The sequence below is a fragment of the Mesorhizobium sp. LNHC221B00 genome (assembly GCF_000502935.1).
Classification (GTDB): domain Bacteria; phylum Pseudomonadota; class Alphaproteobacteria; order Rhizobiales; family Rhizobiaceae; genus Mesorhizobium; species Mesorhizobium opportunistum.
Genome location: NZ_AYWR01000027.1, coordinates 1 through 25,145, shown reverse-complemented (window position 1 = coordinate 25,145; position 25,145 = coordinate 1). Strand labels below are relative to the sequence as shown.

Below are 25,145 nucleotides of genomic sequence, written 5' to 3'. Positions count from 1 at the left end.
CACCGACAATCTTTCGGTCCGACTATTCGCCAGGGTCGAACTCACCTTTGAACAAGACTGCCGCGACCGGTCCAAGCGGATTGGCGATCCGGCTCTCCAGGACTTCGACGAGTTTGCGTCCGACAGCCGCTATGTCCACGAAATGAACGCCGATCTTCGCTGGCAGGAAGCGTGCCAGTCGCGTGCTGTCCCGAGTGACAATGTGGATGTCGCTGCCTGGCACAAAGCCTCTTCTGCCAACAGCGTGTAACGCCCCTAAAAGGCCCAGTTCGTTGGCGCATGCCAAGCCTGTCGGCGGATCTGACGACGCCAGCAGGCGATCGAACCAGGCTGCGCTCGATTCCACCGTGAACATGCCGTGCCCGATCAGCGACCGGTCGATCGGAATACCGGCCTCCGCCATCGCCCTTCCATAGCCGGCGAGACGCATGGTGCTTGCCTGATCCTCCGGAACGAGAAGCTGCAGCGCAATACGTCGGCAGCCCTTGTCCATGAGCCGTCGGGTTGCCTCATAGGCAATCTGTTCATTGTCGATATCGACATAAGGATACGCGGTATCCAGGTCGGTTTTTCCAAACGCGACGAATGGGATGCGTTCATCCAGCAGCAGTTTGACGCGCGGATCCCCCGACACCAGGCGTGTGATGATGAGGCCGTCCGCGCTATGCGCCTGAAGCAGGCGCTGCACGCTTTCGACCGGGTCGTCGTCGGGCGTGGTGGAATAGATGGATAGACTATAACCCGCTCTCCTCGCCGCCAGCGTCATGCCCTCGACCAGGGGGAGCTTCGCCAGATCGGAAAGGTAGTCGCGCGTTTCCATCGGCAGCACTGCCGTCAAGGTCAGGGTTCGTCCGGTTTTCAGCGCGCGACCATGATGGTTCGGGACATAGCCGACCCGCTTCGCTACCTCCTTGACGCGCGCCGTGGTCGAGGGATGCACTTCCGGCCCGTCCTTGAGCGCCCGCGATACCGTGGTCACTGAAAGGGAAAGTTCCGCCGCGATCTGTTTTAGATTGGCCATCATCGCCTGAATTCATTTGCGAAAGCGCCGGCTGATTTTGCAGAGCGTCGCAACGTTACCGGATTCCAACTCACGGTCAATCCAAGCTCTCGCTAAAGCAACTTGACTCCACTGTCTTTGGATGCAATCGTAACGTTACGATTGACGAAAATGGCGCTTTTGAGTGACATTTCAATGAGTCCTAGGGAGGAGAACCTATGTCTTGGCTACGCATTTCCTTGGCCGCAATTGCGGTCACCGTTGCCTTGCCCGTTTCGGCCCAGACGGTCACCATCACGACCGCAGGCGGTGAATATGGCAACGCCATAAAGGAGGCCATGTGGGCCCCCGCTGCAAAAGAGCTTGGCTATGATGTCCGCGAGGAGACGCAGAGCGACGGCCTGGCAGCGCTCAAGATGCAGGTCACCTCGGGCGCGGTCTCGACAGACATCATCCACCTGGGCTCACCGGAAGGCGCGCAGGCGGCCGCACAGTCGCTGCTGGAGCCGCTCGACTACAAGATCATCGATCCAAAGTCCGTGCCGGACGGCGCAAAGTCCGACTACTGCTACCCGTTCGACTCCTATGGCACCGTCATGTCGTGGAACACCAAGACCTATGGCGAGAACCCGCCGAAGACCTGGGCGGAGTTCTGGGATGTCGCCAAGTTCCCGGGCGGTCGCGCTCTCCGCGCCAATGCGCAGGATCTGATAGAGATCGCGCTGCTCTCCGAGGGCGTGGCGCCGGCCGACGTCTATCCCGTGCTCAGCACGCCGGAGGGTCTGAATCGCGCCATCAAGCGGCTTGAAGCGATCAAACCGAATGTCTCGGTCTGGTGGACCTCGGGAGCGCAGTCCGCGCAACTGCTGAAAGACGGCGAGGCGGATTTGCTGGTTACCTGGAATGGACGAGCCCAGACCGTGAAAGCCGATGGCGGCGCGGCCGACTACACGTTCAAGGGTTCCGTCATCGGCACGGACTGCCTAGCGGTGCCGAAGGGGGCGCCAAACAAGGAAGCGGCCATGAAGCTCATCGCGGCGATGACACAGCCCGCCCGCGTGGCCAAGCTGACCGACTTCATCGCCTATGGACCGGTCAATCCTGCCGGCTATGAGGGCGGCCTTATCCCCAAAGACCGTCTTAAGACCCTGGCGACCGCGCCTGAAAACGCAGGCACTTCGGTGTTCTCAAATGCCGGCTGGTGGGTCAAGAACGGCGAGGTCGCCCAAAAGGCCTTTGATGAAATGATGAACCGCTGAGTCTTGAATTCGCAGCTTCCAAAGCTGGAGCCATCATGAAGTCGCTCCCGATCACCGTCGACGGCGTGCGCAAGACCTATGGGTCTTATGTCGCGCTGGATGATGTTTCGCTCGACATTCAGGCTGGGGAATTCCTTACGCTGCTAGGGCCGTCCGGATCGGGCAAGACCACGTTGCTCATGGCCCTGGCCGGTTTTGTCCGGCTGGATCGCGGTAAACTCTTGTTGGGTGATCGCGACATCACCCGCCTGGCCCCCAACAAGCGGGACATCGGCATAGTCTTCCAGAACTATGCCCTGTTTCCACACATGAGCGTTCTGGCAAATGTCGAGTATCCCTTGGTGCTGCGCAAGACGCCGAAAGCCGAGGCCCGCCAGAGGGCGCTCGACACTTTGGCCCGCGTGAAGCTCGAAGGTTTGGCGGAGCGCAACATCGCCGCATTGTCCGGCGGCCAGCGCCAGCGGGTGGCGTTGGCGCGGGCGATCGTCTTCGAGCCACGCGTGATGCTGATGGATGAGCCGTTGTCGGCGCTCGACAAAAATCTGCGCGAAACCATGCAGTACGAGATCCGGCGTCTGCACGATGATCTGGGGATCACCACGATCTATGTGACGCATGACCAGCGCGAAGCACTGATCATGTCAGATCGGATTGCGGTGATGAATTCCGGCCGCATCCAGCAGATCGACACCCCACAGCGGATTTATAATCTTCCATCGACACGCTTTGTCGCGGAGTTCATGGGTGAGGCCAACATCGTGGCCCCGGGATCAGTGCGCAGAATCGACGGCGCCGACGTGTCGCGCGAAGCATTGATGATCCGCGCGGAAAGCTTTCATCTTGATGCGACCCTCGTCGGGCGAGACGGGGTGGCGCTTGAGGGAATGCTGCGCGCCAAGGCGTTTCGCGGTGAGAACTGGCTTTTGACGCTGACGCTTGACGGCGGGCAAGAAGTCCTTGTCTGCATTCCGGCGGCGCTGGCCAGTGACTGCGCCGAACTTGCCGCCGGTCAGCGGGTGACCGCCTATGCACCAGCAGCGAAAGTTCACGCGATACCGGGAGCGGTGCCGTGACCTTCCTTGCCGATCCTGCTCTCGCGGCAGACGCTCGACGCGAGCGGCGGTTCTTCCTCTCGCTTTCACTGCCTGCGCTGTTCATCGTCGGATTGGCGGCGATACTGCCCATCGTCTGGATCATCCGGCAATCTTTCCTGACCACGGCGGGCGAGTATACCGTCGGCAACTACGAGAAGGTGCTTTCGAGCGGACTGACATGGTCGGCGCTGGTCACAACCCTTGAACTGTCCCTGGGCACGCTGGCGATCTGCATTCTTCTCGGTACCCCCCTGGCGCTCGCCCTGGCCAGCGCCAGACCAAGGGTTGCCAATTTGCTGATGGCCTTCGTCATGCTGCCATTGTGGACCTCCATTCTGGTGCGCACCTATGGCTGGCTCGTCCTGTTGCGGCGCGATGGCCTGATCAACGCGGCTTTGACCGGGTCGGGCCTCACGGCCGAGCCATTGCCGCTGGTCTACAACTTCACCGGAACGCTCATCGGGATGGTTCACTACATGCTGCCGCTCTTTCTGCTGCCCGTTTATGCCGCGATGCGCGATATCGACGCCAACCTTGTTCGCGCCTCGGCAAGCATGGGAGCCACACTTGGGCAAACCATCCGCACCGTCATCCTGCCGCTTTCGACCGGCGGCATCTTCTCGGGTTCGTTGATCGTCTTCATCTACACCATAGGGTTTTTCATCACGCCGGCGGTGCTTGGCGGCGGCAAGGTAAATCCACTTTCCACCCGGATCGAGCGCACGCTATCGACGTTCCAGGATTGGGGCTCGGCGAGCGTCCTCGGCATTCTGCTGCTCGTTCTTATGACGTTGGTGGGGGTGATGTTCCTGGCTGCGCGGCGGCTGATTGCCGGGCGCAAAGTCGGTACAGCCCATGCTTGAAGCATATCCAGACAACAGGCTGGCCCGTATCCTCCTGTGGAGCTTGTGCGCGTTCATATTGGCGTTCCTGATGCTGCCGACGCTGGTGGTCGTGCCGCTCTCCTTTTCAGCGTCCGATCTCCTCGAGTTTCCGCCGCGCGCATACTCGTTGCGCTGGTACGAGAATTTCTTCGGTTCGGCGACATGGATGGCCGGGCTGAGGACGAGCCTGATCCTTGGATCATTGACGGCGACGCTCGCCGTGCCCCTGGCGCTGCTGGCCTGCATCTCGATCAACCGGCTCGGCGGAAGGACCGCCTTGGCTATTCAGGGCGCTCTGCTCACCCCGTCCATCGTGCCGGGCATCCTGCTTGCGATCGGCCTCTTCTTTGTGCTGGCGGCGCAACATCTGGTCGGAACGCTGTTCGGCGTGCTGGTCGGGCATGTGGTGCTGGCCATTCCAGTCGCCTGCATTGTGTTGTTGCCCGCACTGGCGCGCTTTGACTGGAACCAGGTGCAGGCAGCGCGCAGCCTCGGCGCAAACTGGGCGAGAGCCATTGGCGGAATAATCGTCCCGCAGCTTCAGATCAGTCTGTTGTCGGCCACGTTGATGGCCTTCCTGACTTCACTGGACGAGTCCGTCATTTCGATCTTCGTCGCCAGCGGTCAAAACAGCACGTTGCCGAAGCTCATGTTCCTGTCGCTGCGCGATCAGATCGATCCGACCATTGCGGCGATCTCGATATTGTGGACCGTCATCGTTCTGGTCGCAGTCCTGATCGTGACCCTTCGCCAAAAATCCTGACCGAGACTGGAAACATGCCTACGAATCATCACGCAGCCGATGCTCCGGCGGATCAGTCAACGGACATACCTCAGATAGGTTTGGCCATCATCACCGGCTCCGCAAACTGGGGGCTTGCCTTCCCGGAAGATGTCGAATTCGAGGGTGCGCGCACCTTGCAGCGCGACATGAGTTTTGAAACACCTTTCGGTCGCAGCGACAACTGGAAGCTGCTCGAGTTCGATGCTTCGATTACCGTCGAGGGCAAAACGAAACGTGCGTTGTGCATGTATTCGCACGGCAATCCCCGTGACTATATCGACCATTCCTGTCATCGGCGCGCGTTCTGGGTCTTGATGGAAGCTGGTGTAAGGCAAGTATTGTCCTGCTCGACCATCGGCGCCGTCAACAAGGCGATCAAGCCCGGCGACATGGTAGTGAACGCCGATATCATCGAACTGACGCAGACCCCGTTTTCACTGCTTCCGGGCCGCCAGAGCTTCGATTGCTCGGGCAAGCAGATCGTCTGCCCAAGATGTGCGGCGGTTCTGGTCGAAACCGCCCGCCGTCATTGGCCAGCCGAATGCCGCGTCCATGGCATCGAACAGCAGTTGGTCGCTGGCCACTGTTACGGTCCGCGGCTGACCACCCCGGCCGAAGCCTTGGCGTTTCGAAACCTGGGGGCGGATGTGCTCAACCATTCGATCGCCCCTGAGGCCACCTTGTCGCGCGAAATAGGCGCGTGTTTCGTGCCTCTTGCGTTCGTGACCGCAGGTTTCAACGACTATATGGACCGCAATCGCCAGGCATTGCTCCAGGAGGACGTGTTGCCGAGCCTCTCCATGACAGCCTCGCGGGTTGCGCTGGAGACCGCGGCACGTCTTCCGGCTAATCCTGAATGCTCTTGCCACGGCTTGAAGTCGCCCCAACCGGCAGAGCGTTCTACCCGGTTCTGAAAAGCAGCGACAGAGTCCGCATCGTCCACTCGCGACGATGCTGAGAGTCCGCTTTTGAAGGTCCCATACCCGAGACGTCCGAGCCGCTTCCGGCGCCATTGCGGCCGCGCTCGTAGCGCAAAATGTGGCTTGACCTCCTTGAACTGACTCAGCGCTTGCATGGAAACTGGATGTTGAGCCTGCGGGCCCACCAAAACTAACCTTTAGAACTCCGATTTTATTGCTTTTTGTAAATGGCCCACAATCCCCTGTCGGGAACAGTCCGCTTGGACAAACCGGCGTCTCATAGGCACGAGAGTTCGACCGTTCCAGCAGCTGGGAGCACCGGGTCGGCAGAGGCGATTTCTGAGCGAGTTCCCGATTTTTTTCAGCCAGTTTATGGGTCTTCCGAGGACTTAAGCTCGCGCAGCCGCATTCGCCACGATGAAGACCGAATAGAGCGACTGCCGTGCCGTGATGAACAGGCGGTTGCGCTTCGGGCCGCCGAAGGTGAGGTTCGCCACCGTCTCCGGAATGCGGATCTTGCCGATCAACGTGCCGTCGGGGTCGAAGCAATGGACGCCATCGCCAGTTCCTGCCCAGACGCGGCCAAATGTATCCACCCTGAAGCCGTCGAACAGGCCAGCCGTGCAGGTCGCGAAGACGCCGAGTTCCTTGAGCGCGGCGCCCTCGACGGCGAACTTGCGGATGTGCCGCGGCCCGTCCTTCTGATGCGTGACACCGGTGTCACCGACATAAAGGATCGTCTCATCCGGCGAGAAGGCGAGACCATTGGGCTTCGCCATCGTCGAGACGATGCGTGCCACTGCGCCCGTTGCAGGGTCGGCACGGTAGACGTGGGAGCCCTCGATCTCCTGCTCGGCGCGGTCGCCCTCATAATCCGTCGTGATGCCGTAGGGTGGATCGGAAAACCACACCGTGCCGTCCGAACGTACCACCACATCGTTGGGCGAATTCAGCCGCTTGCCCTCGAAACGGTCAGCGATCACCGTGATCGACCCGTCATGCTCGGTGCGGGTGACGCGCCGCGCCCGGTGCTCGCAGGTCACCAGCCGCCCCTCGGTGTCGACTGTATTGCCGTTGGCGTTGCTGGACGGCGCGCGGAAGACCGAGACGGCTCCATTGGTGTCGTCGTAGCGCATCATGCGGTCATTTGGGATGTCCGAAAACACCAGATATCGCCCAGCCGCGAACCAGGCCGGACCCTCCAGCCAGCGCCCTCCGGTCCACAGCCGCTCGACCGCCGCGTGGCCGACGAAGCAACTCTCGAACCGCTCGTCGAAAACCTCGAAACGAGCGCCCTCGATATCTCCGAACATGCCTTGTCCTCCATGAAACCTGCCTATCGTTAGCCTTCGCTGCCAGGCATTTTCAAGACTTGACCTGCAAAAATGTTAGCGATAACATCGGTCCCAATTCAGTCCGTTTGTTTGGCTTGGGAGGGCCATGGATGCGGCCCAAGCTCATAGAATTCATCGACATCTCCAAGCGCTTCGGCGGCACCCTGGCGTTGAAGTCGGTCTCGCTCGATATCCACGAGGGTGAGATCGTTGCGCTGCTGGGCGAGAACGGCGCCGGCAAGTCAACGCTGATCAAGACGCTGGCCGGCATCTACAAGCGCGACCAGGGAACAATCCGGTTTCGCGGCGAGGACTACCACCACCGCCCGCCGCGCCCGAACCAGCCGCAGAAGGTCGCCTTCATCCATCAGGATCTCGGCCTCATCGAATGGATGACGGTGGCCGAGAATGTCGGCATGGCGCAAGGCTTCTCGCGCCGCTCTGGCCTCATCGACTGGCGCGACACAGAGCGTCGCACCGAGAGCGCCCTGGCCCTGGTCGGCTGCGCCTTCGATCCGGCGACGCGCGTCCAGGATCTTTCCCGCACCGAGAAATCGCTGGTGGCCATCGCCCGCGCGCTCGCTACCGAAGCCGACGTGCTGGTGCTGGACGAGCCGACGGCAAGCTTGCCCGCGGACGAGGTCGAACGCCTGTTCCAGGCACTGCGACCGTTGCGCGAGCGCGGCGTCGGCATGATCTATGTCTCGCACCGCCTGGATGAAGTGTTCCGCATCGCCGACCGGGTCGCCGTGATGCGGGACGGCCGCATGGTGGCGGTCGAGCCGGTCGCCGAGACGACGCCGCAGGAACTGGTCGATCTCATCGTCGGCCGCCCGGCGCACCAGATGTTCGCCAAGTCGCGCTGGCAGGACGGACCCGAGCGGCTGAAAGTCGAGGACCTGCGCTGCGGCAGTATCGGACCGGTCCACTTCGAGGCGCGGTCCGGTGAACTTCTCGGATTGGTTGGCTTGCGTGGTGCTGGACAGGAGGCCGTCGGCCGCGCGCTGTTCGGCGCCGAGCCTTTCGACGGCACTATATCACTCGACGGCAAACGCCTCGACCTGTCCTCGGTCGGTGCAGCCCTTGCCGCCGGTGTCGGCTTGATTGCGCGCGACCGCACCGAGGAGTCGGTGGCGCTGTCGCTGTCCGTGCGCGAAAACATGTATCTCAACCCGTCCGCCGCCGGCCGCGGGCTTTTCTCTTTCATGACGCCGGCGCGGGAAAGCGAACTGACGCAGGAACTCGGTACTNCCGCCGCCGGCCGCGGGCTTTTCTCTTTCATGACGCCGGCGCGGGAAAGCGAACTGACGCAGGAACTCGGTACTCGGCTCGGGCTCCGGCCCAACGATCCGCATCTGCCGATAGAGGCGCTGTCAGGCGGCAACCAGCAGAAGGTGGTCGTCGGCCGCTGGCTGGCGACAGGACGCAAGCTGCTGATCGCCGAGGATCCGACGGCGGGTGTCGATGTCGGCGCCAAGGCCGAAATCTATCGGCTGATCGCGGCAGCCGTCGAAGCCGGGCTGGCGGTCGTCGTCGTTTCCACCGATTTCGAGGAAGTCGCCCATATCTGCCATCGCGCGCTGGTCTTCTCGCACAACCGCATCGTGCGAGAACTGGCCGGCGATGCCTTGACGACTGCGGCGCTTATCCATGCCGCCTCCGTGTCCGAAGCCGCCTGAGGAGTATCCATGAACTCGATCAAATCGACGGCGCTGGAGCCGACCCGCTCGGAACTCTCCGGGCTCAGCTTTGGCCAGAAGGCGGCGCGCTATCTGCCGGTCTACGGCCTCCCAATCCTGACGCTGCTGCTCATCCTGCTGTTCTCGCTGCTCCTGCCGCGCACCTTCCCGACGCTGCTCAATCTGCGTTCCATCGTCTCCGACAAGGCGATCATCGCCTTGCTGTCGCTGGCGGCGATGATCCCCATGGCTTCGGGCCGCATCGACCTGACGGTCGGCTACGGCATCGTGCTCTGGCATATCCTGGCCATTAGCCTGCAGACCGCCTTCGGCATCCCCTGGCCGATCGCGGTGCTGATCGTCCTGCTGCTCGGCGTCGTCACCGGCTTTATCAACGGCCTCCTGGTCGAGGTGGCGCGCATCGATTCCTTCATCGCCACGCTCGGCACCGGCACCGTGCTTTATGCTTTGGCCATGTGGTACACGGGCGGGCGCCAAGTCGTCGGCGTGCTTCCCGAAGGCTTTCTCGCCCTCAACGGCACGATGCTGTTCGGCCTGCCGATCACCGGCTACTACGTCATCGTCCTGGCGCTGGTGATGTGGCTTGTGCTCGAATACATGCCAATCGGGCGCTACCTCTACGCCATCGGCGCCAATCCCAAGGCCGCCGCGCTCAACGGCATACCGGTGCAGAAATTCGTCATGGGCGCCTTCGTCGCCTCCGGCGCGATGACGGCGCTTGGCGGCGTGCTGCTCGCCTCCAAGCTTCGCATCGGCCAAGCCAGCGTCGGTCTCGAATATTTGCTGCCGGCGCTCGTCGGTGCCTTCCTCGGATCGACCACCATCAAACCCGGCCGCGTCAATGTCTGGGGCACGATCATCGGCGTCGTCATCCTTGCCGCCGGCATTTCCGGTATCCAGCAATTCGGTGGCTCGTTCTGGGTGGAGCCGCTCTTCAACGGCGTCACCCTGCTCGTCGCGATCGGCATTGCCGGCTACGCGCAGCGGCGCCGGGGCGCTGTCGTGCCGCCTCCACCAGCCACCAGCCAACCAACAAAGACAAATGACAATGCTTAATGGGAGAAGAAACATGCATCGCAGAACAGTCCTTCAGCTCGGCGTCGCCTGCCTGGCGCTTGGCATTGCCTCGAACGCGCTGGCCGACCCGATGGCCGAGGCCAAGGCGGTGGTCGACAAATATGCCAGCAAGGTCGACAAATGGGATGGCCCGACGACCGGACCGAAAGGTGCGGCCGGCAAGACGATCGTGGTGCTTGGCGCCGATATGAAGAACGGCGGCATCCTTGGCGTCACCAAGGGCGTCGAGGAAGCAGCCGCGGCCCTTGGCTGGACCGTCAAGACACTTGACGGCGCCGGTTCCATCGGCGGTCGCACCGCGGCCTTCGGCCAGGCGCTGGCACTCAACCCCGACGGCATCATCATCAACGGCTTCGATGCCGTGGAGCAGAAGCCGGCGCTGGAGCAGGCCAGGGCAGCCAAGATTCCGATGGCGGCATGGCATGCCGCTCCGACGGTCGGCCCGATCGACGATCTCGGCATCATCGCCAACGTCTCGACCGATCCGATGGAAGTGTCGAAGGCTGCCGCCGACTGGGCTTTCGTCGACGCCAAGGGCAAGCCCGGCGTCATCATCTTCACCGACTCGACCTACCAGATCGCCATCGCCAAGGCCGACCGCATGAAGAAGGAAATCGAGGATCTCGGCGGCAAGGTGCTCGAATATGTCGACACGCCTATCGCCGAGACCTCGCAGCGCATGCCGCAGCTCACCACCTCGCTGCTGCAGAAATACGGCGACCAGTGGACTCACTCACTGGCGATCAACGATCTCTATTTCGACTTCATGGGACCGTCACTGGCGGCGGCCGGAAAGTCGGGCACCGACGCGCCGATAAACGTGGCGGCGGGCGACGGTTCCGAATCGGCCTACCAGCGCATCCGCTCCGGCCAGTTCCAGAAGGTGACGGTTGCCGAACCGCTGAACCTGCAGGGCTGGCAGCTCGTCGACGAGCTCAACCGCGCCATGGCCGGCGAGAAATGGTCGGGTTACATCTCGCCGCTGCATGTTGTGACGTCGGACAATGTCGAATTCGACGGCGGGCCGGATAACCGCTTCGATCCGGGCAACGGCTACCGCGACCAGTACAAGAAGATCTGGGGCAAATAGGCGCCGATGACGGTCAACGGCCGGCGGTCAACCCGCCGGCCGTTCTGTTTCAGGCTGTATGACGCGCGATCACCTTCGGCGTCATGCCGACGACCACCCGGTCGTCAGGCGCCCGGCGCCCGTTGAGCAGGTCGAGCACGAGATCGGCGACACGGATGCCGATCTCGTGCGCCTCGACATCGATCGTGGTGATCGACGGCACCGACTGCTCGGCGAGGTCATAGGCGCCGAAGCCGGCGATCGCGACATCCTCGGGGACGCGGATGCCGCGCCGCAGGCATTCCATAAGCGCACCGAAAGCGGAAAGATCCGAAACGCACATCACCGCCTGCGTGTCCGGCCAGCGCGAAATCATCTCGACCATGGCGGTGGCGCCCTCGCGCATCGATATCGGCGGCACGCCGGAGGCAATGATGCGCGAGCCATCGAGACCGCGTTCCTGCAGTGCCGCGACGAAGCCGCGCCGGCGATCGAGGCCACGCGTGTCGCGCGATGTGTCACCGCCGATGAAGCCGAGCCTTGAATAGCCACGTGCGACAAAGTGGTCGACCATCAGCCGTCCGGCCTCGGCGTTTGAAAAGCCGACGACATGACCGATCGGATCGGCCGGCAGGTCCCAGGTCTCCACCACCGGGACGCCGGCATTCTCGAGCATCTTGCGGCAGCGTGGCGTGTGCCGTCCGCCGGTGACGATGATCGCCTCCGGCCGCCGCCGCAGCAACTGGCCGACCAGGCGCTCTTCCTCCTCGACATTGTAGTCGGTGAAGCCGAGCAGGATCTCCAGCCCGCTGTCGCGCAGGCCCTCGGTCATGCCGCGCACCGTGTCGGCGAAATTGGCGTTGTTGATCGAAGGTATCGTCACCGCGACAAAACCGGACCGGCGCGACGACAGGTTGGCGGCGATGCTGTCGAAGACATAGCCGAGTTCGTCCGCGGCCCGTATGATACGGTCGCGCGTGTCCGCGCTGATGGAGGTATCGCTCTTGAAGGCGCGCGACACGGTCATCGTCGAGACGTTGGCGCGACGCGCGACATCGGCCATGGTCGGGCGTTTTGGCGAAGGCTGCATGGCCATACGTTATCGATATCACTGCGGAATGCAACGCACCGTCGCGGCTTACGAGAAGGCGATCTGAACCTTCATCGCCTGGCTGCGGTCGTTGGCGATTTCGAAGCCCGACAGCGCCTCGGCGAATGCCACGGTGTGGGTGATCAGAGGCTTCACGTCGATGAGCCCCTTGCGCATCAATTCGACGCCCACGGCGAATTCCGGATGGAAGCGGAACGACCCGTTGATGGACAGTTCCTTGGCGGTGACCACCGACATCGGCAGTGCCATCTCCGCACCACCAAGGCCGAGCTGAACGATCGTGCCGCGCGGCCGCAGCGCCGCGATGCCCAGCGCCAAAGCAGCGGCGGCTCCTGAACATTCATAGAGAATGTCGAACGTGCCCTTGTCGGCGAAATAAGGCGCTAGCCCATCCGGATCGGTTCGTGTGTTGATCGTGCTGTCGGCGCCGGCACGCGTGGCCATGGACAGGGTAAAATCAGTGATGTCGACGGCGACGATCTCGGCGGCGCCCGCGCGACGCGCGCTGAGGATCGACAACAGGCCGATCGGCCCACAGCCAGTCACCAGCACACGCTTGCCCAGCATCTCACCGGCCCTGCGCGTCGCGTGGAGACAGACCGCCAGCGGCTCGGCCATGGCCGCTTCGGCAGCACTCAACCCATTGGCCGGCACGCATTGCGGTGCGTCCGCCACAAGCATTTCGCGGAACGCGCCCTGGATATGCGGGAACGGCATGGCGCTGCCATAGAAGCGCATGTTGAGACACTGGTTGTGCATCCCTTCCCGGCAGTACCGGCAGCTGTAGCAGGGCCGCGACGGCGAGACCGCGACCAGCTGGCCTGGCCGCAGTCCGTCGACGCCGGGGCCGAGCTTTTCGATGACGCCGGAGACCTCATGGCCGAGAATCATCGGCTCTTTGAGGCGCACCGTTCCGAAGCCGCCATGATTGTAGTAGTGCAGGTCGCTGCCGCATATGCCGCCGGCGGCGAGACGCAGCAGCACCTGTCCCTGACCCGGCGCCTCGACCGGCCGGTCCTCGATGCGCAGGTCCTTCGCGGCGTGGATGACGATCGACTTCATGGTCAGTAGACTCCTCGGGCAATTCCAGGAAAAATGTGCAGCGGTTTTCCGTCCGAATCCGCGTAAGACAAGCCTAAAGCACCGGCGTGAGCAGCGGCTGGCCGGCGAAATGGGCGGCAAGATTGTCGCGCACCAGTTTGCCCATGGCCTTGCGCGTTTCGATGGTGCCCGACGCATGGTGCGGCTGCAGCAACACATTGTCGAGCGCCAGGAAGCGCGGATTGAGCTTCGGTTCGCCCTCGAACACATCGAGCGCGGCGGAGCCGAGCACCTTTGCCTCGAGCGTGTCGAGCAGCGCATCCTCGTCGATGTTGGATGCGCGCGAAATGTTGATCAGCATGCCGTCCTCGCCGAGTGCCGCAAGCACATCCTTGTTGACGACGTGGCGCGTCGCGGCCGACGCGGCAAGCGTCACGAACAGGAAGTCCGAACGCCGCGCCAGCTCGACCGGATCGGCGACGAACGTCCAATCCGGGGCGAAATCCTTCGGCGCGACGTCGCTGTAGGCGATGTCCATGCCGAAGCCCGCGAGGCGCTTGGCCACCTCGTAGCCGATGCGCCCAAGACCGAGCACGCCGGCCCGCCGGCCCCAGACGCGGCGCTTGAGCGGGTAGAGGCCCTTCGCCGCCCAGCTGCCGTCGCGCACCCAGCGTTCGGCGCCGATCACGCCACGCGACAGGCACAGCATCATGGCGATGCCGAGATCGGCGACGTCGTTGGTCAGCACGTCCGGCGTGTTGGTGACGCGCACGCCTCGCTCCCGGCATGCCGCGAGATCGACCGCATCGAAACCGACGCCGTAGACGGAAACAACCTCAACCGAAGGGCAGGCCTCGATCATGGCGCGGTTCGCGCCGAGCTCGCCACGCGTGGCTATGCCGCGCACCTGCGGTCCGATCTCGGCGAGGAAAGCCTGCTTGTCATCGGCCGCGAAATAGCGGTGCACTGTGAAGGCTTCATTGAGCGGCTCCTCGTCCCATGCGGGGTAGGGTCCAACCTGAAGGATGTGAGGCCGCTGCATCGGTTTTCGCTCCAACTGACTTGACAACAATGTTATCGATAACATAACAACATTCAACGACGAGAGGCAATCGGGAAAATGTCGTCCACACTGTTCGATCTCACCGGGCGCACGGCGCTCGTTACCGGCTCATCGCAGGGCATCGGCTTTGCGTTAGCCAGGGGACTGGCCGAAGCCGGCGCCAAAGTGGTCCTCAATGGCCGCGACGGGGCAAAGCTCGCCGAGGCTGCGGCGCGGATAAAAGGGGCGGAGACACTCGCCTTCGACGCCACCGACCATGACGCGGTCCGCTCCGCCATCGATGCTTTCGAGCTGTCCGGCGGGCCGATCGACATACTGGTGAACAATGCCGGTATGCAGTTCCGCACGCCGCTCGAGGACTTTCCCGCCGATGCGTTCGAGCGCCTGCTTCAGACCAATGTCGCCAGCGTCTTTCATGTCGGCCAGGCGGTCGGGCGCCACATGATCCGTCGTGGGCGCGGCAAGGTCATCAACATCGCCAGCGTCCAAACGGCACTTGCCCGCCCCGGCATCGCGCCCTACACAGCGACCAAAGGCGCGGTCGGTAACCTGACCAAGGGCATGGCGACGGACTGGGCCAAACACGGACTGCAGTGCAACGCCATCGCACCCGGCTATTTCGACACGCCGCTCAATGCGGCATTGGTCGCCGACCCTGCATTCAGCGGATGGCTCGAAAAGCGCACGCCGGCCCGTCGCTGGGGCAAGGTCGAAGAACTGGTCGGGGCCTGCGTCTTCCTCGCCTCCGACGCGTCATCCTTTGTCAACGGACATATCCTCTATGTCGATGGCGGCATCACAGCGTCGATCTGATCAGCCCCGCCGCATGGTCATCATGGGCGTTGCGGGGTCGGGCAAGACAACGATCGGCGAGGCACTCGCCCGCGCGATCTCGGCGACCTATGTGGGATGGTGACCAGCTGCATCCGGAGGCCAACATCGCCAAGATGAGCGCCGGCATTCCGCTTGCCGACAGCGACCGGTGGCCGTGGTTGGCAAAGGTCGGCGAAACCCTGAGGCCAGGCACAATGCCCGTCATCGTCGGCTGCTCGGCGTTGAAGCGAGCCTATCGCGATTTCATCACCGAACGGGCCGGTGCGCCGGTGCTGTTCATCTATCTCGACGGTTCGCGGGAACTGATTTCCCGTCGAATGCGGGAACGCACCGGCCACTTCATGCCGACCAGCTTGCTCGACAGCCAGTTCGCGACGCTGGAGATACCAGGCAAGGACGAGAACGCGATCAGGGTGGCGATCGACGCGCCGCTCAAGGAGATTGTCGCGGAGATAACAACGAAATTCGAGGAGTGGCCGTCATGACCAACAAAGTCGCACTGATCGGCGCTGGTGCCATGGGCGGGGCGATCGGTGAGCGCCTGCTTGCCACCGGCAATCGCCTCGCCGTGTTCGATCTCGACAAGGTCAAGGTTCAGGCGCTGGTCGCCAGAGGCGCGACCCCCATGGCAAGTGCGGCCGAGGCCGCTGGCGCGTCCGACTATGTCATCCTCAGTCTCAATTCGGCGGCGATCGTGCGCCGCGCGGTGTTCGGCGACGGCGGCGTGGCGACTGGAGCGAAGCCTGGCACGCTGATCATCGACATGTCGTCCATCGAACCCGATGCGACGCGTCAGCTCGCCGCCGATGCATGCGAGAAGGGTTTTCGCTGGGTCGACAGCCCGCTCTCGGGCGGTGCGCCGAAGGCGCTTACCGGCGAGTTGACACTGATGGCCGGCGGCGAAGAGGATGACGTCGAGGATGCCCACAATGTGCTGCGCGATGTTGCGGCCAACTACACCCATATGGGTCCGGCGGGCGCCGGCCAGACGACCAAGCTGATCAACCAGGTGCTGTGCGCGCTGAACTTCATGGCGGTGGCGGAGGCGACGCGGCTGGCGCTGGATGCCGGCGTCGACGTGCTGAAGATCCCGCAGGCGCTGAGGGGCGGCCGCGCCGACAGCGCCATCCTGCAGGAATACCTGCCGCGCTTCGCCACCCGCGATTACCGCCGCACCGGCCGCATCGACAATATGGTGAAAGACCTCAATGCCGCGCAGGATCTGGCGCGGCAGACACACACGGCGATGCCGCTGACGGCCGTCTGCGCCGAGGTGCACAGGCTGCTGACAGCCGCCGGACTGGGCGGCGAGGATCAGGCCGCATTGATGGAATTTTTCCAACGCAAGGACGAGGACGGCAAATGATCACGCGCTACGCACTGTTTGAAGGCAAGGTGAAGGATGGCCAGACGGAGGCGTTCCGCCGGGACGTGATCGAGACTGTCCTGCCGAAATGGAAGGCCTTCCCCGGTGCGCTAGACGTGCGCGTCAGCTTTGCAGAGAAGCGCGACGACGGCGCGCCGGAATTCCCAATGATCCTGGCCATCAACTACCCCGACATGGCGGCTGTCGACGCGGCCCTTGCCAGCCCCGTTCGTGACGAATCCCGCGCCGCGACCGAGGCGGTGCTGGGCAGATATTTCGAGGGCCGCATTCACCACCACGTCACCATCGCCAACGAGTTTCCGCTAGCCGGAGATTAGCCCCTATCATAGGGAATTTTCGACCCGGCAAACACCCGCTGCCGTATTGCTATCGAGGCGGCAGCGGCTGTGCGGATGTCACCAGCTGCTTTCTTCAGGCCGCGCGGGCGAAGCGATCGACCCTGAAATCGTCGAGCGGCGTTTCGCAACTGTCGGTCATGATGAGCTCGGCCATGGCATCGCCCACGCCCGGACCGAGCTGGAAGCCATGTCCGCTGAAGCCGAAGGCATGGAACAGGCGTGGCGTCGTCGCCGAGCGTCCCATGATCGGCAGCATGTCTCTGACATAACCCTCGCAGCCGGACCACGTGCGGATGACCGTAGCCTGCGCGATCGCCGGCAGCAGTCGCGCGACGGCGCGCAACTGCGTGGGCAGGCGCATTGGGTCGGCGGCCGCATGGCCTGGATCGAGGTTCACCGCTGCTCTTTCGGCCGCTCCGCCGAAGACGATGTTGCCCCGCTCGACCTGACGCAGATAGGCGCCATGGTCCTTGTTGCGCGTCCAGATGCCGACCACCGGCAAGATCTGATGCGGCAGCGGCTCGGTCACGCCCATCTGCGGGCCACGGGCGTCGAGCGGAACCGCTTCGCCGAACTGCGCGGCGATGCGCGCGCCCCAAGCACCCGCGGTGTTGAGCAGACACTCGGCGGCGAATGCACCTTTTGAACTGGCTACAAGGAAGCTGGAGCCTGTGTGCCGGATCGTCTCGACCTCAGTCGCCTCGGCGATTTCCGCGCCCAGCTTGCGGGCGGCCTCGGCGAATGCCGGTGCGATCAGCCTCGGATTGCCGCTGCCGTCCTGCGGCGAGAACGACGCCGCGATCGCCTCGGGACCGAGACCGGGAAAGCGGGCACGGATCTCGGGTGGGCCGAGCTCCTCGAGGTCCAGCCCCCAGGGCCGCGCCGCCTCGGCATAGGCCCGCATGTCGGCGAGGCTATCTTCATCGAAGATCAGCCGGATATGACCGGTAGCGCGGAATTCCACGTCGCGGCCAAGCATTTTTTCGGCCTCGCCCCACAGCCTGAGCGAGCGATGGGCCAGCGGAAGCTGGGACAGATGACGCCCCGTGCGCCGAATGTTGCCGAAGGAGGCAACCGTTGCTCCTGCGCCGATCCGATTGCGCTCGATCAAGGTAACGCGCGCGCCGCGCCGGGCCAGGAAATAGGCAGAAGCCGTTCCCATCAGTCCGCCGCCCAGCACGATCACATCCATGGCGCGGCCTCTTGCAGAACAGCACTCTATCCTTTGACTGATCTTGTCCGCGCCGTGGCATTGCGTCAAAGATGGGTTTGGACAGAACCCATAAGCTTAACCTATGGAGTGGCAATGCGGGCCCGGCAGCTCGAAGTGTTCATCGCCGTCATGCGCGCGGGCACCGTGACCGCCGCGGCGCGGATGCTGAACATCTCCCAGCCCGCTTTGAGCCAGATCCTGCTCCACACCGAAGACGAACTCGGCTTCACGCTGTTCGAGCGCGTTAAGGGCCGGCTGCGGCCGACCCCGGAGGCGCTCGAGATCTTCCCCGACGCCGAGCGGCTGTCGGCGGGGCTGGAGGGCTTGCGCCGCAAGACGACGGACCTGCGTCTGGGGCGGACGGGGCTGGTGCGGGTCGCGGCCTCGCCGCCGCCGGCCATGGCGATATTGCCGCGCGCGTTCACCAAAATCCGGGCTCAGCATCCCAACATAGTGTTGCGCGCTCATAGCGCGCCGATCGCCGCCATCGTCGACATGCTTCGCGCCGGCGACGCCAGTCTCGGCGTAGCCATGGACGACCGCCTGCCTCCCGACATCGAGGCGGAAGTGATCGGCAGCGTCGGTTTTGCTTGCCTGCTGCCCACCGGGCATGTGTTGGCCGGGAAAACCGAGCTGACACTCGCCGATCTCGCAGGCGAGGAATTGATATCGTATCGGGGCAACACCCGTCCTGCCGACGAACTGGCCCACGCTGCACGCGCGCAAGGTGTGACGCTTTCGCCGTCGCTCGAGATCGACGTATCCATCTCCGCGGTCGGTTTTGTCCAGGCCGGTCTGGGCATCGCCCTGGTCGACGCGCTGCTGCCTTGGCATCAGTTTGCCGGGCTTGCGGTCAGGCTGCTCGCAAATGGGCCGGAATTTCCGATTGCGCTGCTCACGTCTCGCACACGGGCACTTTCGCGGGCCGATGAGCTGATGCGCGACCAGATCCGCGCGGCCTGTTCCGCCGTGCTGGGTGAGCGTCGCTCGAAAGCATAAGCAAGGCTTATGTCCTTGCTCATCATACGTCTTGGACCCGCACCATCCGGCATGCCAGTTTTGCTTGGCAGACAGGAAGGGACGCATCATGGATGGTGCCATCGCGGCGGACGAGGCGCGGAACGAAGCCGACTGGAAGGTCGGCGTCGATATCGGCGGCACATTCATCGATTTCTGCGCGCTGGAAGCAAATTCTGGGCGCGTGGCCTCGCTGAAAGTTCTGACGACGCCAGAAGATCCGGGCGCCGAACTGATGACGGGCCTCACCCTTCTGGCCGAACGCGAAGGCTTTGATCCCAAACGCGTGACGCGCTTCGTGCATGGGACAACGGTCGGCATCAACACCATCATCCAGCGCAAGGGCGCACCACTGGCGCTGTTCACCAATGCCGGCTTCGAGGACGTCATCGAACTGGCGCGGCTCCGCATGCCGCACATGTATTCGCTGTTTTGCTCGCGGCCGGACCCGCTGATCTCGCGCGACATGGTGTTCGGCATTCCGGCCCGCATGCGCGCCGACGGAAGTGAATCCCAGGCACCGGACATGGCGGTGGTGGCCAGCGCGGTGGCAGCGGCGAAAGCGGATGGGGCGCAGGGGATCATCGTCTCCTTCCTCCATTCCTGGCGCAACGCCGCGCAGGAGGCTGCCGTCAAGGCGACGATCGCGCGTCTCGCTCCCGACCTCTTCGTCTTCTCTTCGGCCGAGGTGTGGCCGGTCATCCGCGAATACGAGCGCGGCTCGACCGCCATACTCAATGGTTATGTCCATCCGCGCGTCTCGGGCTATTTGACAGCGCTGGAAGAGCGGCTGAAGGACCGCAGCGTGCCGGCCCGCCCGATGCTGACGAAGTCGAACGGCGGGCTGATGAACGCCGCCGAAGGCAAGCGCGCCTGCGTGAACATGCTTTTGTCGGGAACGGCCTCCGGCGTCATCGGTGCCTCGTGGCTGGCGCGTCAGGCCGGCGAAGACAAGGTTCTTACCCTCGACATCGGCGGGACGTCGGCCGACTTCGCACTCATCATCGGTGGCGAGGCGCAGTTCGGCACCGGCGAACTGATCGGCGAGTTTCCGCTCCATATCCCCTCGGTATCGGTGAGCTCGATCGGCGTCGGCGGCGGCTCGATCGCCAGCGTCGACGCGCAAGGGGTGCTGCGGGTTGGGCCTGAGTCGGCCGGTTCGACACCGGGACCGGCATGCTACGGCCGCGGCGGCGAGCACGCGACGGTGACCGACGCCATGGTGGTGTGCGGATGGCTCGGTCACAGCGAGATGGCCTACGGCCAGCTCCGCATCGATACCGGACTGGCGCATCGCGCGGTCGGCGAGCTTGCCGCCCGGCTCGGCCGCCCGATCGAGCAGACGGCGCAGGCGATCCTCGACATTGCCGTGTCGGAGATGTTCGTCGACGTCGAGAAGCTTGCCTCGCGCGCCGGCGTCGACTTGCGCGATTTCACGCTGATGCCCTTCGGCGGCGGCGGCCCGATGCTCGGCGCCTTCCTTGCCCGCGAACTCGGGATGAAACGCGTCATGGCGCCCCGCCGGCCCGGCGTGGTGTCGGCGCTGGGCGGGCTGGTGGCGGATCTGCGCGGAGACTTCATTCGCACCATCTTCAGCCCGCTGTCGGACATGTCGCTTGCCGGAATTGGCGAGGCCTTCGAGGCTCTGGCGCGTGAGGGGCGCGACTGGCTTGCGGCGCAAGGTCATGACGCGGAGGCGGAGCTCAACCTCTCCTGCGACATGCGCTATGTCGGACAAAGTTATGAGATCGAGGTCGTCCTTCAGCCGCAATGGCTGACGGACGGGAATGCGGTCGCCATCGCACAGGCCTTCCACCTCACCCATCAGCAGCTCTACGATTTCCACGACCCGGACGGCGAGATAGAACTTGTGAATGTCCGGCTGTCCGCCATAGGCGCCGGACCGAAACTATCCCTCCCTGAGGCCGAAGAAGTGGAAGTTGCGGCCATCCCGGCGCGCCGGCTCCCGGTCTATACGGGCCTGAACGTCGAGACCGTCGACCTCTACGAGCGGCACGCCCTCGTAGCCGGCAGCAAATTCCACGGTCCTGCCGTGGTCGTGCAGGAAGACACCACTTTTGCCATTCCCGCGGGAGCGCAGGCAAGGGTCGACCGTCACCTCAACCTTTTGCTGACCTTCCCGGAGTAAAGCCATGTTTGACCGGACAAACCTTCAGATCCTGGCCAACCACGCCCGCGCGGCCGCCGAGAACATGGCCCATACGCTGCACCGCACCGCGCACTCCGCCTTCGTCAAGGAGACGCAGGATTTTACAGTGATGCTGATGGACCGTTCAGGCGCAACCTTCGCCGTGCCGATGGAACTCGGCGCCACCTGGTATCCGGGGCTTTCATATCACCGCGCGATCGCGATGGTCGACGACTACCGGCCGGGGGACGTTGCGTTCACCAACGATCCCTATTCCGGCCACGTCGCCACGCACGCGCCCGACACGCATCTGTGGAAGCCGGTCTTCGTCGACGGCGAGATCGTCGCCTGGACCGGAGGGCATATCCACAACACCGACATGGGCGGCGCGGTGCCGGCTTCGCTCAGCAGGGCGCTGACCGAAATCCATCAGGAAGGCATCCGCTTTCCACCCATGAAGCTGGTGAACGAGGGCGTCTTCGATGAGACGATCCTGCGGATCATGAGCACCAATGTGCGCAAGCCCGACCTCAACATCGGCGACATCAAGGCGCTGGTCGGCGCGCTCAACACCGGCGAGCGCAAGATCCAGGCGATCGTGAAGAAGTTCGGCAAGGCCGGCTTCATCGAGGGCGTTTCCGCGCTTCTCGACCATGCGGAGGCGCAGGCGCGCGACGTGCTGCGCGCCATGCCGGACGGCACATGGCAGTTCGCCGATTATGCCGACGAGGATTCGGTCGAAGCCAATCCTTGCAGGCTGAAGCTGACGCTGACGATCAAAGGCGACGAGGCGGTGCTCGACTTCACCGGCTCCGATCCGCAGCTCGGCTCCTCGCTCAACGTCCCTTCAGGCGGCGACCCGCGACACACCATGCTGCTGGTGGGCGTCTATTACGTGCTTTACACGCTCAACCCGAAGATACTGCTCAATACGGGCCTCACCAGGCCGTTTACCTGCATCACGCCCGAAGGTTCGGTGCTCAATCCGGTCCATCCCGCTGCTGTGGGCATGCGCTCGCTCACCTGCGCCCGGCTGCGGTCCGTCATCTTCGGCGCCTTCTCGCAAGCCGTGCCGGAGCGCCTGCCCGCAGCACCTGCCGGCAACAACTGCATCGTCAATGTCATGACCACGGACGAGCGGACCAGCAAGACTGTCATCACGGCGGTGAATCCCGTGGTGGGCGGCGGCGGCGCGATGCCGCATCGCGACGGGACCAATGGATCGGGCGCGGATGCCGCCTATCTCAAGAACACGCCGATCGAGATCACCGAGACCGAGACCCCGGTCGAATTCGTGAAATACGGGCTCGCCAGGGACAGTGGCGGTGCAGGGCGCTGGCGCGGCGGCCTGGCGACCGAGATGGCTTTCCGTGTCTTCGCCCCCGACTCCAGGATCACGGCGCGCAACCGCGACCGCAGCTTCTTTCGTCCGTGGGGCGTGCTGGGCGGCAAGGCAGCCGGCCTATCGGACATGATCGTCAACCCAGGGACCGAGCACGAGCGGCGGCTGGGCAACATCGACACTGCGGTGCTGCAGCCTGGTGACGTGCTCGATATCCGCTCCGCCGGGGGCGGCGGGCGCGGCGATCCGCGTGAGCGCGAACCCTGGCGCGTCGCGCAGGACGTGCGGCGTGGCTATGTCACGCGAACGGCTGCCGAGCGCGACTATGGGGTCGTCATCCGTGACGGCGAGGTCGACGTGCAGGCGACGGAAAGACTGCGTGCGCGGCAGGGACCAGCCGTCGGCCATTTTCATTTCGGTCCGGAGCGCGATGGCTACGAAGCGCAGTGGACGCCCGCGGCCTATGACCTGCTGACCGCCATACTGCGGGACTTGCCGATCCACTGGCGGTTTTTCGCCAAGACGGAGATATTCCGTCGCATGAAAGGGCGCTCGGGACAGGAAGGCGTCCAGGCTGCATTCGATGCGGTCTGCGAACGGTTCCCCGAACTGCCCAGTCCTCGCACCGTGCGAGAGGCAGCGGAATGATCACCGCCGGCCGCATCGTCCGGCTGGCCGAGCGCGACCGCGCAGTGGTGCATTTCTTTCTCGACGGTGAGATGCGCGGCGCCCTTGCGGGCGACACCGTGCTGACCGCCATGCTGGCATCAGGACACGCATTGCGAAAATCCGAATTCGGACCCGAGCCGCGCGCCGGCTTCTGCCTGATGGGAGCCTGCCAGGATTGCTGGGTCTGGCAGGACGAGGGACCGCGCATGCGGGCGTGCTCGTCACTTGTCAATCCAGGCATGCGGTTGCGCACGACGCCACCGGAGAGCTGGCCGTGAGCGAGACCTCGTCGCCGCGGATCGTGATCGTCGGCGCCGGTCCGGCCGGCATAAGGGCGGCCGCGACGCTGGTCGAGGCGGGACTTCATCCGGTGGCGATCGACGAAGGCAATCGCGCCGGCGGCCAAATCTATCGCCGCCCACCTGATGGGTTCGTCCGCACGCCCAAGCAGCTTTATGGGTCGGAGGCGGCGAAGGCGCGCGCGCTGCATGCGCTCTTCGATCGGTTGGTGGCAGACGGGCGGCTTACCCATTGCGCGGACAGCTCGGTCATAGCAGTGCATGAAGGTCGGCTGCAGATGCTGGGGGAGGGCGGCGTGCAGCTAGTCAGCTATGATCGCCTGATCCTTGCCACCGGCGCATCCGATCGTGTCGCTCCAGTCCCCGGCTGGCAGAGCGCCGGCGTCTACAGCCTTGGCGCGGCGCAGATCGCGCTGAAGGCGCAGGGCGTCGCGCTCGGGCGGCGCATCGTGCTCGTCGGATCGGGGCCTTTGCTGACGCTGGTCGGCACTCAGCTCATCAAGGCTGGAGCGGATGTGGCGGCGGTGCTCGACACCTCCCCCTGGCGCCAGCAGATGCGGGGGCTCTGGGACCTTGCCGCCCGGCCGTTGGTCGCGCTGCGCGGTCTGGCCCTGCGGGCGAGGCTCGGCGGCCGCTACCATGCGGGCGTGAAGCTCGAACGGATCGTCGCCGACGGAAAGGGGGTCTCAGCGATGCGCTGGCGCGACGCCGGCGGAAGGCAACACCTCACGTCATGCGACACGATAGGCATGGGCTGGCATTTGCGGGCGGAGACGCATCTCGCAGACTTGGCGGGATGCGCCTTCATTTATGACGAGCAGTGGCGGCAATGGCTGCCAAAGACCGACCGGATGGGGCGCGCCGGCGGCGGAGTCTATCTTGCGGGCGATGGAGTTCGTCTTCTGGGAGCAGATGGCGCGGAGATCGCGGGACGCGTTGCCGCGGCGGCGTNCTTGCCGATCTCGGATTGCCGGCGCCTTCCCTCGGTGCCGATCTGCGCAAGCTCGCGCGGCTCGAACGCTTTGCCCGTGGTCTGGTTCGCGCCTTTCCCTGGCCGGCGGCGATGGCGCGGGCACTCCCGGACAACGCGGTCGTCTGCCGCTGTGAAAACGTGACCGCCGCGGCCGTGCGCCAGAGCTCCGATTTCGGCGGCAGCGAAGCCAATATGGTCAAAGCGCTGTCGCGCGTCGGCATGGGACGATGCCAGGGGCGCTATTGTCAGTTGGCCGCCGTCGAACTCATCGCGGCGCAGACCGGCTGCACGCCTGGCGCTGTCGGCCGGTTTCGCGGGCAGGCGCCTGTCCGCCCGGCGCCTGTCGGCGCCTTTCTGCAGGACGGCTCATGGCGTCGCGGAGACCATGTCTAGATGTCGCAATGTATCGTGCCTTAGAAGTCGGCAACTTTCCCCCAGGCTGAAGCGTCGAAGCGCCTGGGATCGTAGGATTGCGGATCGACGATCGGTTTGGAACCAGTCATCAGATCGGCGACGAGATGCCCGGCGCCGGGTCCGATGCCGAAGCCATGCCCCGAGAACCCGGCAGCCAGGAAGAAACCCGGAACA

21 protein-coding genes and 3 pseudogenes are annotated in these 25,145 nt (G+C 64.1%); 17 read left to right on the top strand and 7 right to left on the bottom strand.

Translation table 11 applies throughout. The annotated features are described in order from the left end of the window. Positions 1–22 precede the first annotated feature (22 nt). Positions 23–1,024 carry a LacI family DNA-binding transcriptional regulator gene (locus X741_RS141070; RefSeq protein WP_023780110.1) on the bottom strand — a complete coding sequence of 334 codons (1,002 nt, stop codon included), beginning with the start codon at positions 1,022–1,024 and terminating at the stop codon, positions 23–25. Between the two features lie 194 nt (positions 1,025–1,218). Between X741_RS141070 and X741_RS141075 the strand changes: the two genes are divergently transcribed. The 5 genes from X741_RS141075 (at position 1,219) to X741_RS141095 (ending at position 5,935) form a co-directional block, all read left to right on the top strand. Next, positions 1,219–2,259, top strand: coding sequence for an ABC transporter substrate-binding protein (locus X741_RS141075; RefSeq protein WP_031250494.1), 1,041 nt, complete (start codon positions 1,219–1,221; stop codon positions 2,257–2,259). Between the two features lie 35 nt (positions 2,260–2,294). Continuing rightward, positions 2,295–3,332: an ABC transporter ATP-binding protein gene (locus X741_RS141080; protein ID WP_023780108.1), complete on the top strand. Its 1,038-nt coding sequence runs from the start codon at positions 2,295–2,297 to the stop codon at positions 3,330–3,332. Continuing rightward, a complete protein-coding gene (locus X741_RS141085; RefSeq protein ID WP_023780107.1) occupies positions 3,329–4,216 on the top strand; it encodes an ABC transporter permease in 888 nt (295 codons plus the stop codon). The genes X741_RS141080 and X741_RS141085 overlap by 4 nt, the downstream gene beginning before the upstream one ends. A 70-nt stretch (positions 4,217–4,286) precedes the next feature. Further along, positions 4,287–5,000 carry an ABC transporter permease gene (locus tag X741_RS141090; RefSeq protein WP_245272786.1) on the top strand — a complete coding sequence of 238 codons (714 nt, stop codon included), beginning with the start codon at positions 4,287–4,289 and terminating at the stop codon, positions 4,998–5,000. An 80-nt stretch (positions 5,001–5,080) separates the two neighbouring features. After that, positions 5,081–5,935 (top strand): 5'-methylthioadenosine phosphorylase, encoded by an 855-nt coding sequence (locus X741_RS141095; RefSeq protein ID WP_023780105.1) that lies wholly within the window; start codon positions 5,081–5,083, stop codon positions 5,933–5,935. A gap of 395 nt (positions 5,936–6,330) precedes the next feature. On the opposite strand, the gene X741_RS141100 is transcribed toward X741_RS141095, so the two are convergent. Then, a complete protein-coding gene (locus X741_RS141100; RefSeq protein WP_023780104.1) occupies positions 6,331–7,254 on the bottom strand; it encodes an SMP-30/gluconolactonase/LRE family protein in 924 nt (307 codons plus the stop codon). Positions 7,255–7,385: 131 nt separating this feature from the next. On the opposite strand from X741_RS141100, the gene X741_RS141105 reads away from it, so the two are divergent. From X741_RS141105 to X741_RS141115, 3 genes are read left to right on the top strand one after another with little or no spacing between them, the layout of a single operon-like run. Continuing rightward, positions 7,386–8,954, top strand: coding sequence for a sugar ABC transporter ATP-binding protein (locus X741_RS141105; RefSeq protein WP_023780103.1), 1,569 nt, complete (start codon positions 7,386–7,388; stop codon positions 8,952–8,954). Between the two features lie 9 nt (positions 8,955–8,963). Continuing rightward, positions 8,964–10,031 carry an ABC transporter permease gene (locus X741_RS141110; protein ID WP_013894030.1) on the top strand — a complete coding sequence of 356 codons (1,068 nt, stop codon included), beginning with the start codon at positions 8,964–8,966 and terminating at the stop codon, positions 10,029–10,031. A gap of 13 nt (positions 10,032–10,044) precedes the next feature. Then, on the top strand, positions 10,045–11,142 hold the full coding sequence (locus X741_RS141115) for a substrate-binding domain-containing protein (RefSeq protein ID WP_023780102.1): 1,098 nt from the start codon (positions 10,045–10,047) through the stop codon (positions 11,140–11,142). 49 nt (positions 11,143–11,191) lie between these two features. On the opposite strand, the gene X741_RS141120 is transcribed toward X741_RS141115, so the two are convergent. The 3 genes from X741_RS141120 to X741_RS141130 form a co-directional block, all read right to left on the bottom strand. Continuing rightward, positions 11,192–12,211, bottom strand: a complete 1,020-nt coding sequence (locus tag X741_RS141120; RefSeq protein ID WP_031250491.1) for a LacI family DNA-binding transcriptional regulator — start codon at positions 12,209–12,211, stop codon at positions 11,192–11,194. Positions 12,212–12,259: 48 nt separating this feature from the next. After that, positions 12,260–13,294, bottom strand: coding sequence for an L-idonate 5-dehydrogenase (locus tag X741_RS141125; protein ID WP_023769175.1), 1,035 nt, complete (start codon positions 13,292–13,294; stop codon positions 12,260–12,262). 73 nt (positions 13,295–13,367) lie between these two features. Then, a complete protein-coding gene (locus X741_RS141130) occupies positions 13,368–14,315 on the bottom strand; it encodes a 2-hydroxyacid dehydrogenase (RefSeq protein WP_023769176.1) in 948 nt (315 codons plus the stop codon). 78 nt (positions 14,316–14,393) lie between these two features. Between X741_RS141130 and X741_RS141135 the strand changes: the two genes are divergently transcribed. The 4 genes and pseudogenes from X741_RS141135 to X741_RS141145 all read left to right on the top strand — a co-directional run bounded on the left by X741_RS141135 (position 14,394) and on the right by X741_RS141145 (position 16,874). Continuing rightward, positions 14,394–15,149 (top strand): SDR family oxidoreductase, encoded by a 756-nt coding sequence (locus X741_RS141135; protein WP_023780101.1) that lies wholly within the window; start codon positions 14,394–14,396, stop codon positions 15,147–15,149. Continuing rightward, a pseudogene (locus X741_RS04790) lies at positions 15,118–15,655 on the top strand (gluconokinase). The gene X741_RS141135 and the pseudogene X741_RS04790 overlap by 32 nt, the downstream one beginning before the upstream one ends. Then, the gene (locus tag X741_RS141140; RefSeq protein WP_031250489.1) at positions 15,652–16,536 is read left to right on the top strand and encodes an NAD(P)-dependent oxidoreductase; all 885 of its coding nucleotides are present in this window, start codon (positions 15,652–15,654) and stop codon (positions 16,534–16,536) included. The pseudogene X741_RS04790 and the gene X741_RS141140 overlap by 4 nt, the downstream one beginning before the upstream one ends. After that, positions 16,533–16,874: a hypothetical protein gene (locus tag X741_RS141145; RefSeq protein ID WP_023769180.1), complete on the top strand. Its 342-nt coding sequence runs from the start codon at positions 16,533–16,535 to the stop codon at positions 16,872–16,874. Before X741_RS141140 ends, X741_RS141145 begins: the two co-directional genes overlap by 4 nt. 94 nt (positions 16,875–16,968) lie before the next feature. Here X741_RS141145 and X741_RS141150 read toward each other — a convergent pair whose 3' ends face one another. After that, on the bottom strand, positions 16,969–18,087 hold the full coding sequence (locus X741_RS141150) for an FAD-binding oxidoreductase (RefSeq protein ID WP_023780098.1): 1,119 nt from the start codon (positions 18,085–18,087) through the stop codon (positions 16,969–16,971). Positions 18,088–18,201: 114 nt separating this feature from the next. Between X741_RS141150 and X741_RS141155 the strand changes: the two genes are divergently transcribed. From X741_RS141155 to X741_RS04830, 5 genes and pseudogenes are all read left to right on the top strand, one after another. Continuing rightward, on the top strand, positions 18,202–19,107 hold the full coding sequence (locus tag X741_RS141155) for a LysR family transcriptional regulator (RefSeq protein WP_023769071.1): 906 nt from the start codon (positions 18,202–18,204) through the stop codon (positions 19,105–19,107). An 88-nt stretch (positions 19,108–19,195) separates the two neighbouring features. Then, positions 19,196–21,274 (top strand): hydantoinase/oxoprolinase family protein, encoded by a 2,079-nt coding sequence (locus X741_RS141160; RefSeq protein WP_023780097.1) that lies wholly within the window; start codon positions 19,196–19,198, stop codon positions 21,272–21,274. Positions 21,275–21,278: 4 nt separating this feature from the next. Beyond that, a complete protein-coding gene (locus X741_RS141165; protein ID WP_023780096.1) occupies positions 21,279–23,264 on the top strand; it encodes a hydantoinase B/oxoprolinase family protein in 1,986 nt (661 codons plus the stop codon). Then, positions 23,261–23,563: a (2Fe-2S)-binding protein gene (locus X741_RS141170; RefSeq protein ID WP_023769073.1), complete on the top strand. Its 303-nt coding sequence runs from the start codon at positions 23,261–23,263 to the stop codon at positions 23,561–23,563. The genes X741_RS141165 and X741_RS141170 overlap by 4 nt, the downstream gene beginning before the upstream one ends. Next, positions 23,560–24,950 (top strand): annotated as a pseudogene (locus X741_RS04830) (FAD/NAD(P)-binding oxidoreductase). The gene X741_RS141170 and the pseudogene X741_RS04830 overlap by 4 nt, the downstream one beginning before the upstream one ends. Before the next feature lie 20 nt (positions 24,951–24,970). On the opposite strand, the pseudogene X741_RS0135885 reads toward X741_RS04830, so the two are convergent. Then, a pseudogene (locus tag X741_RS0135885) lies at positions 24,971–25,145 on the bottom strand (D-amino-acid oxidase); the annotation flags it as partial.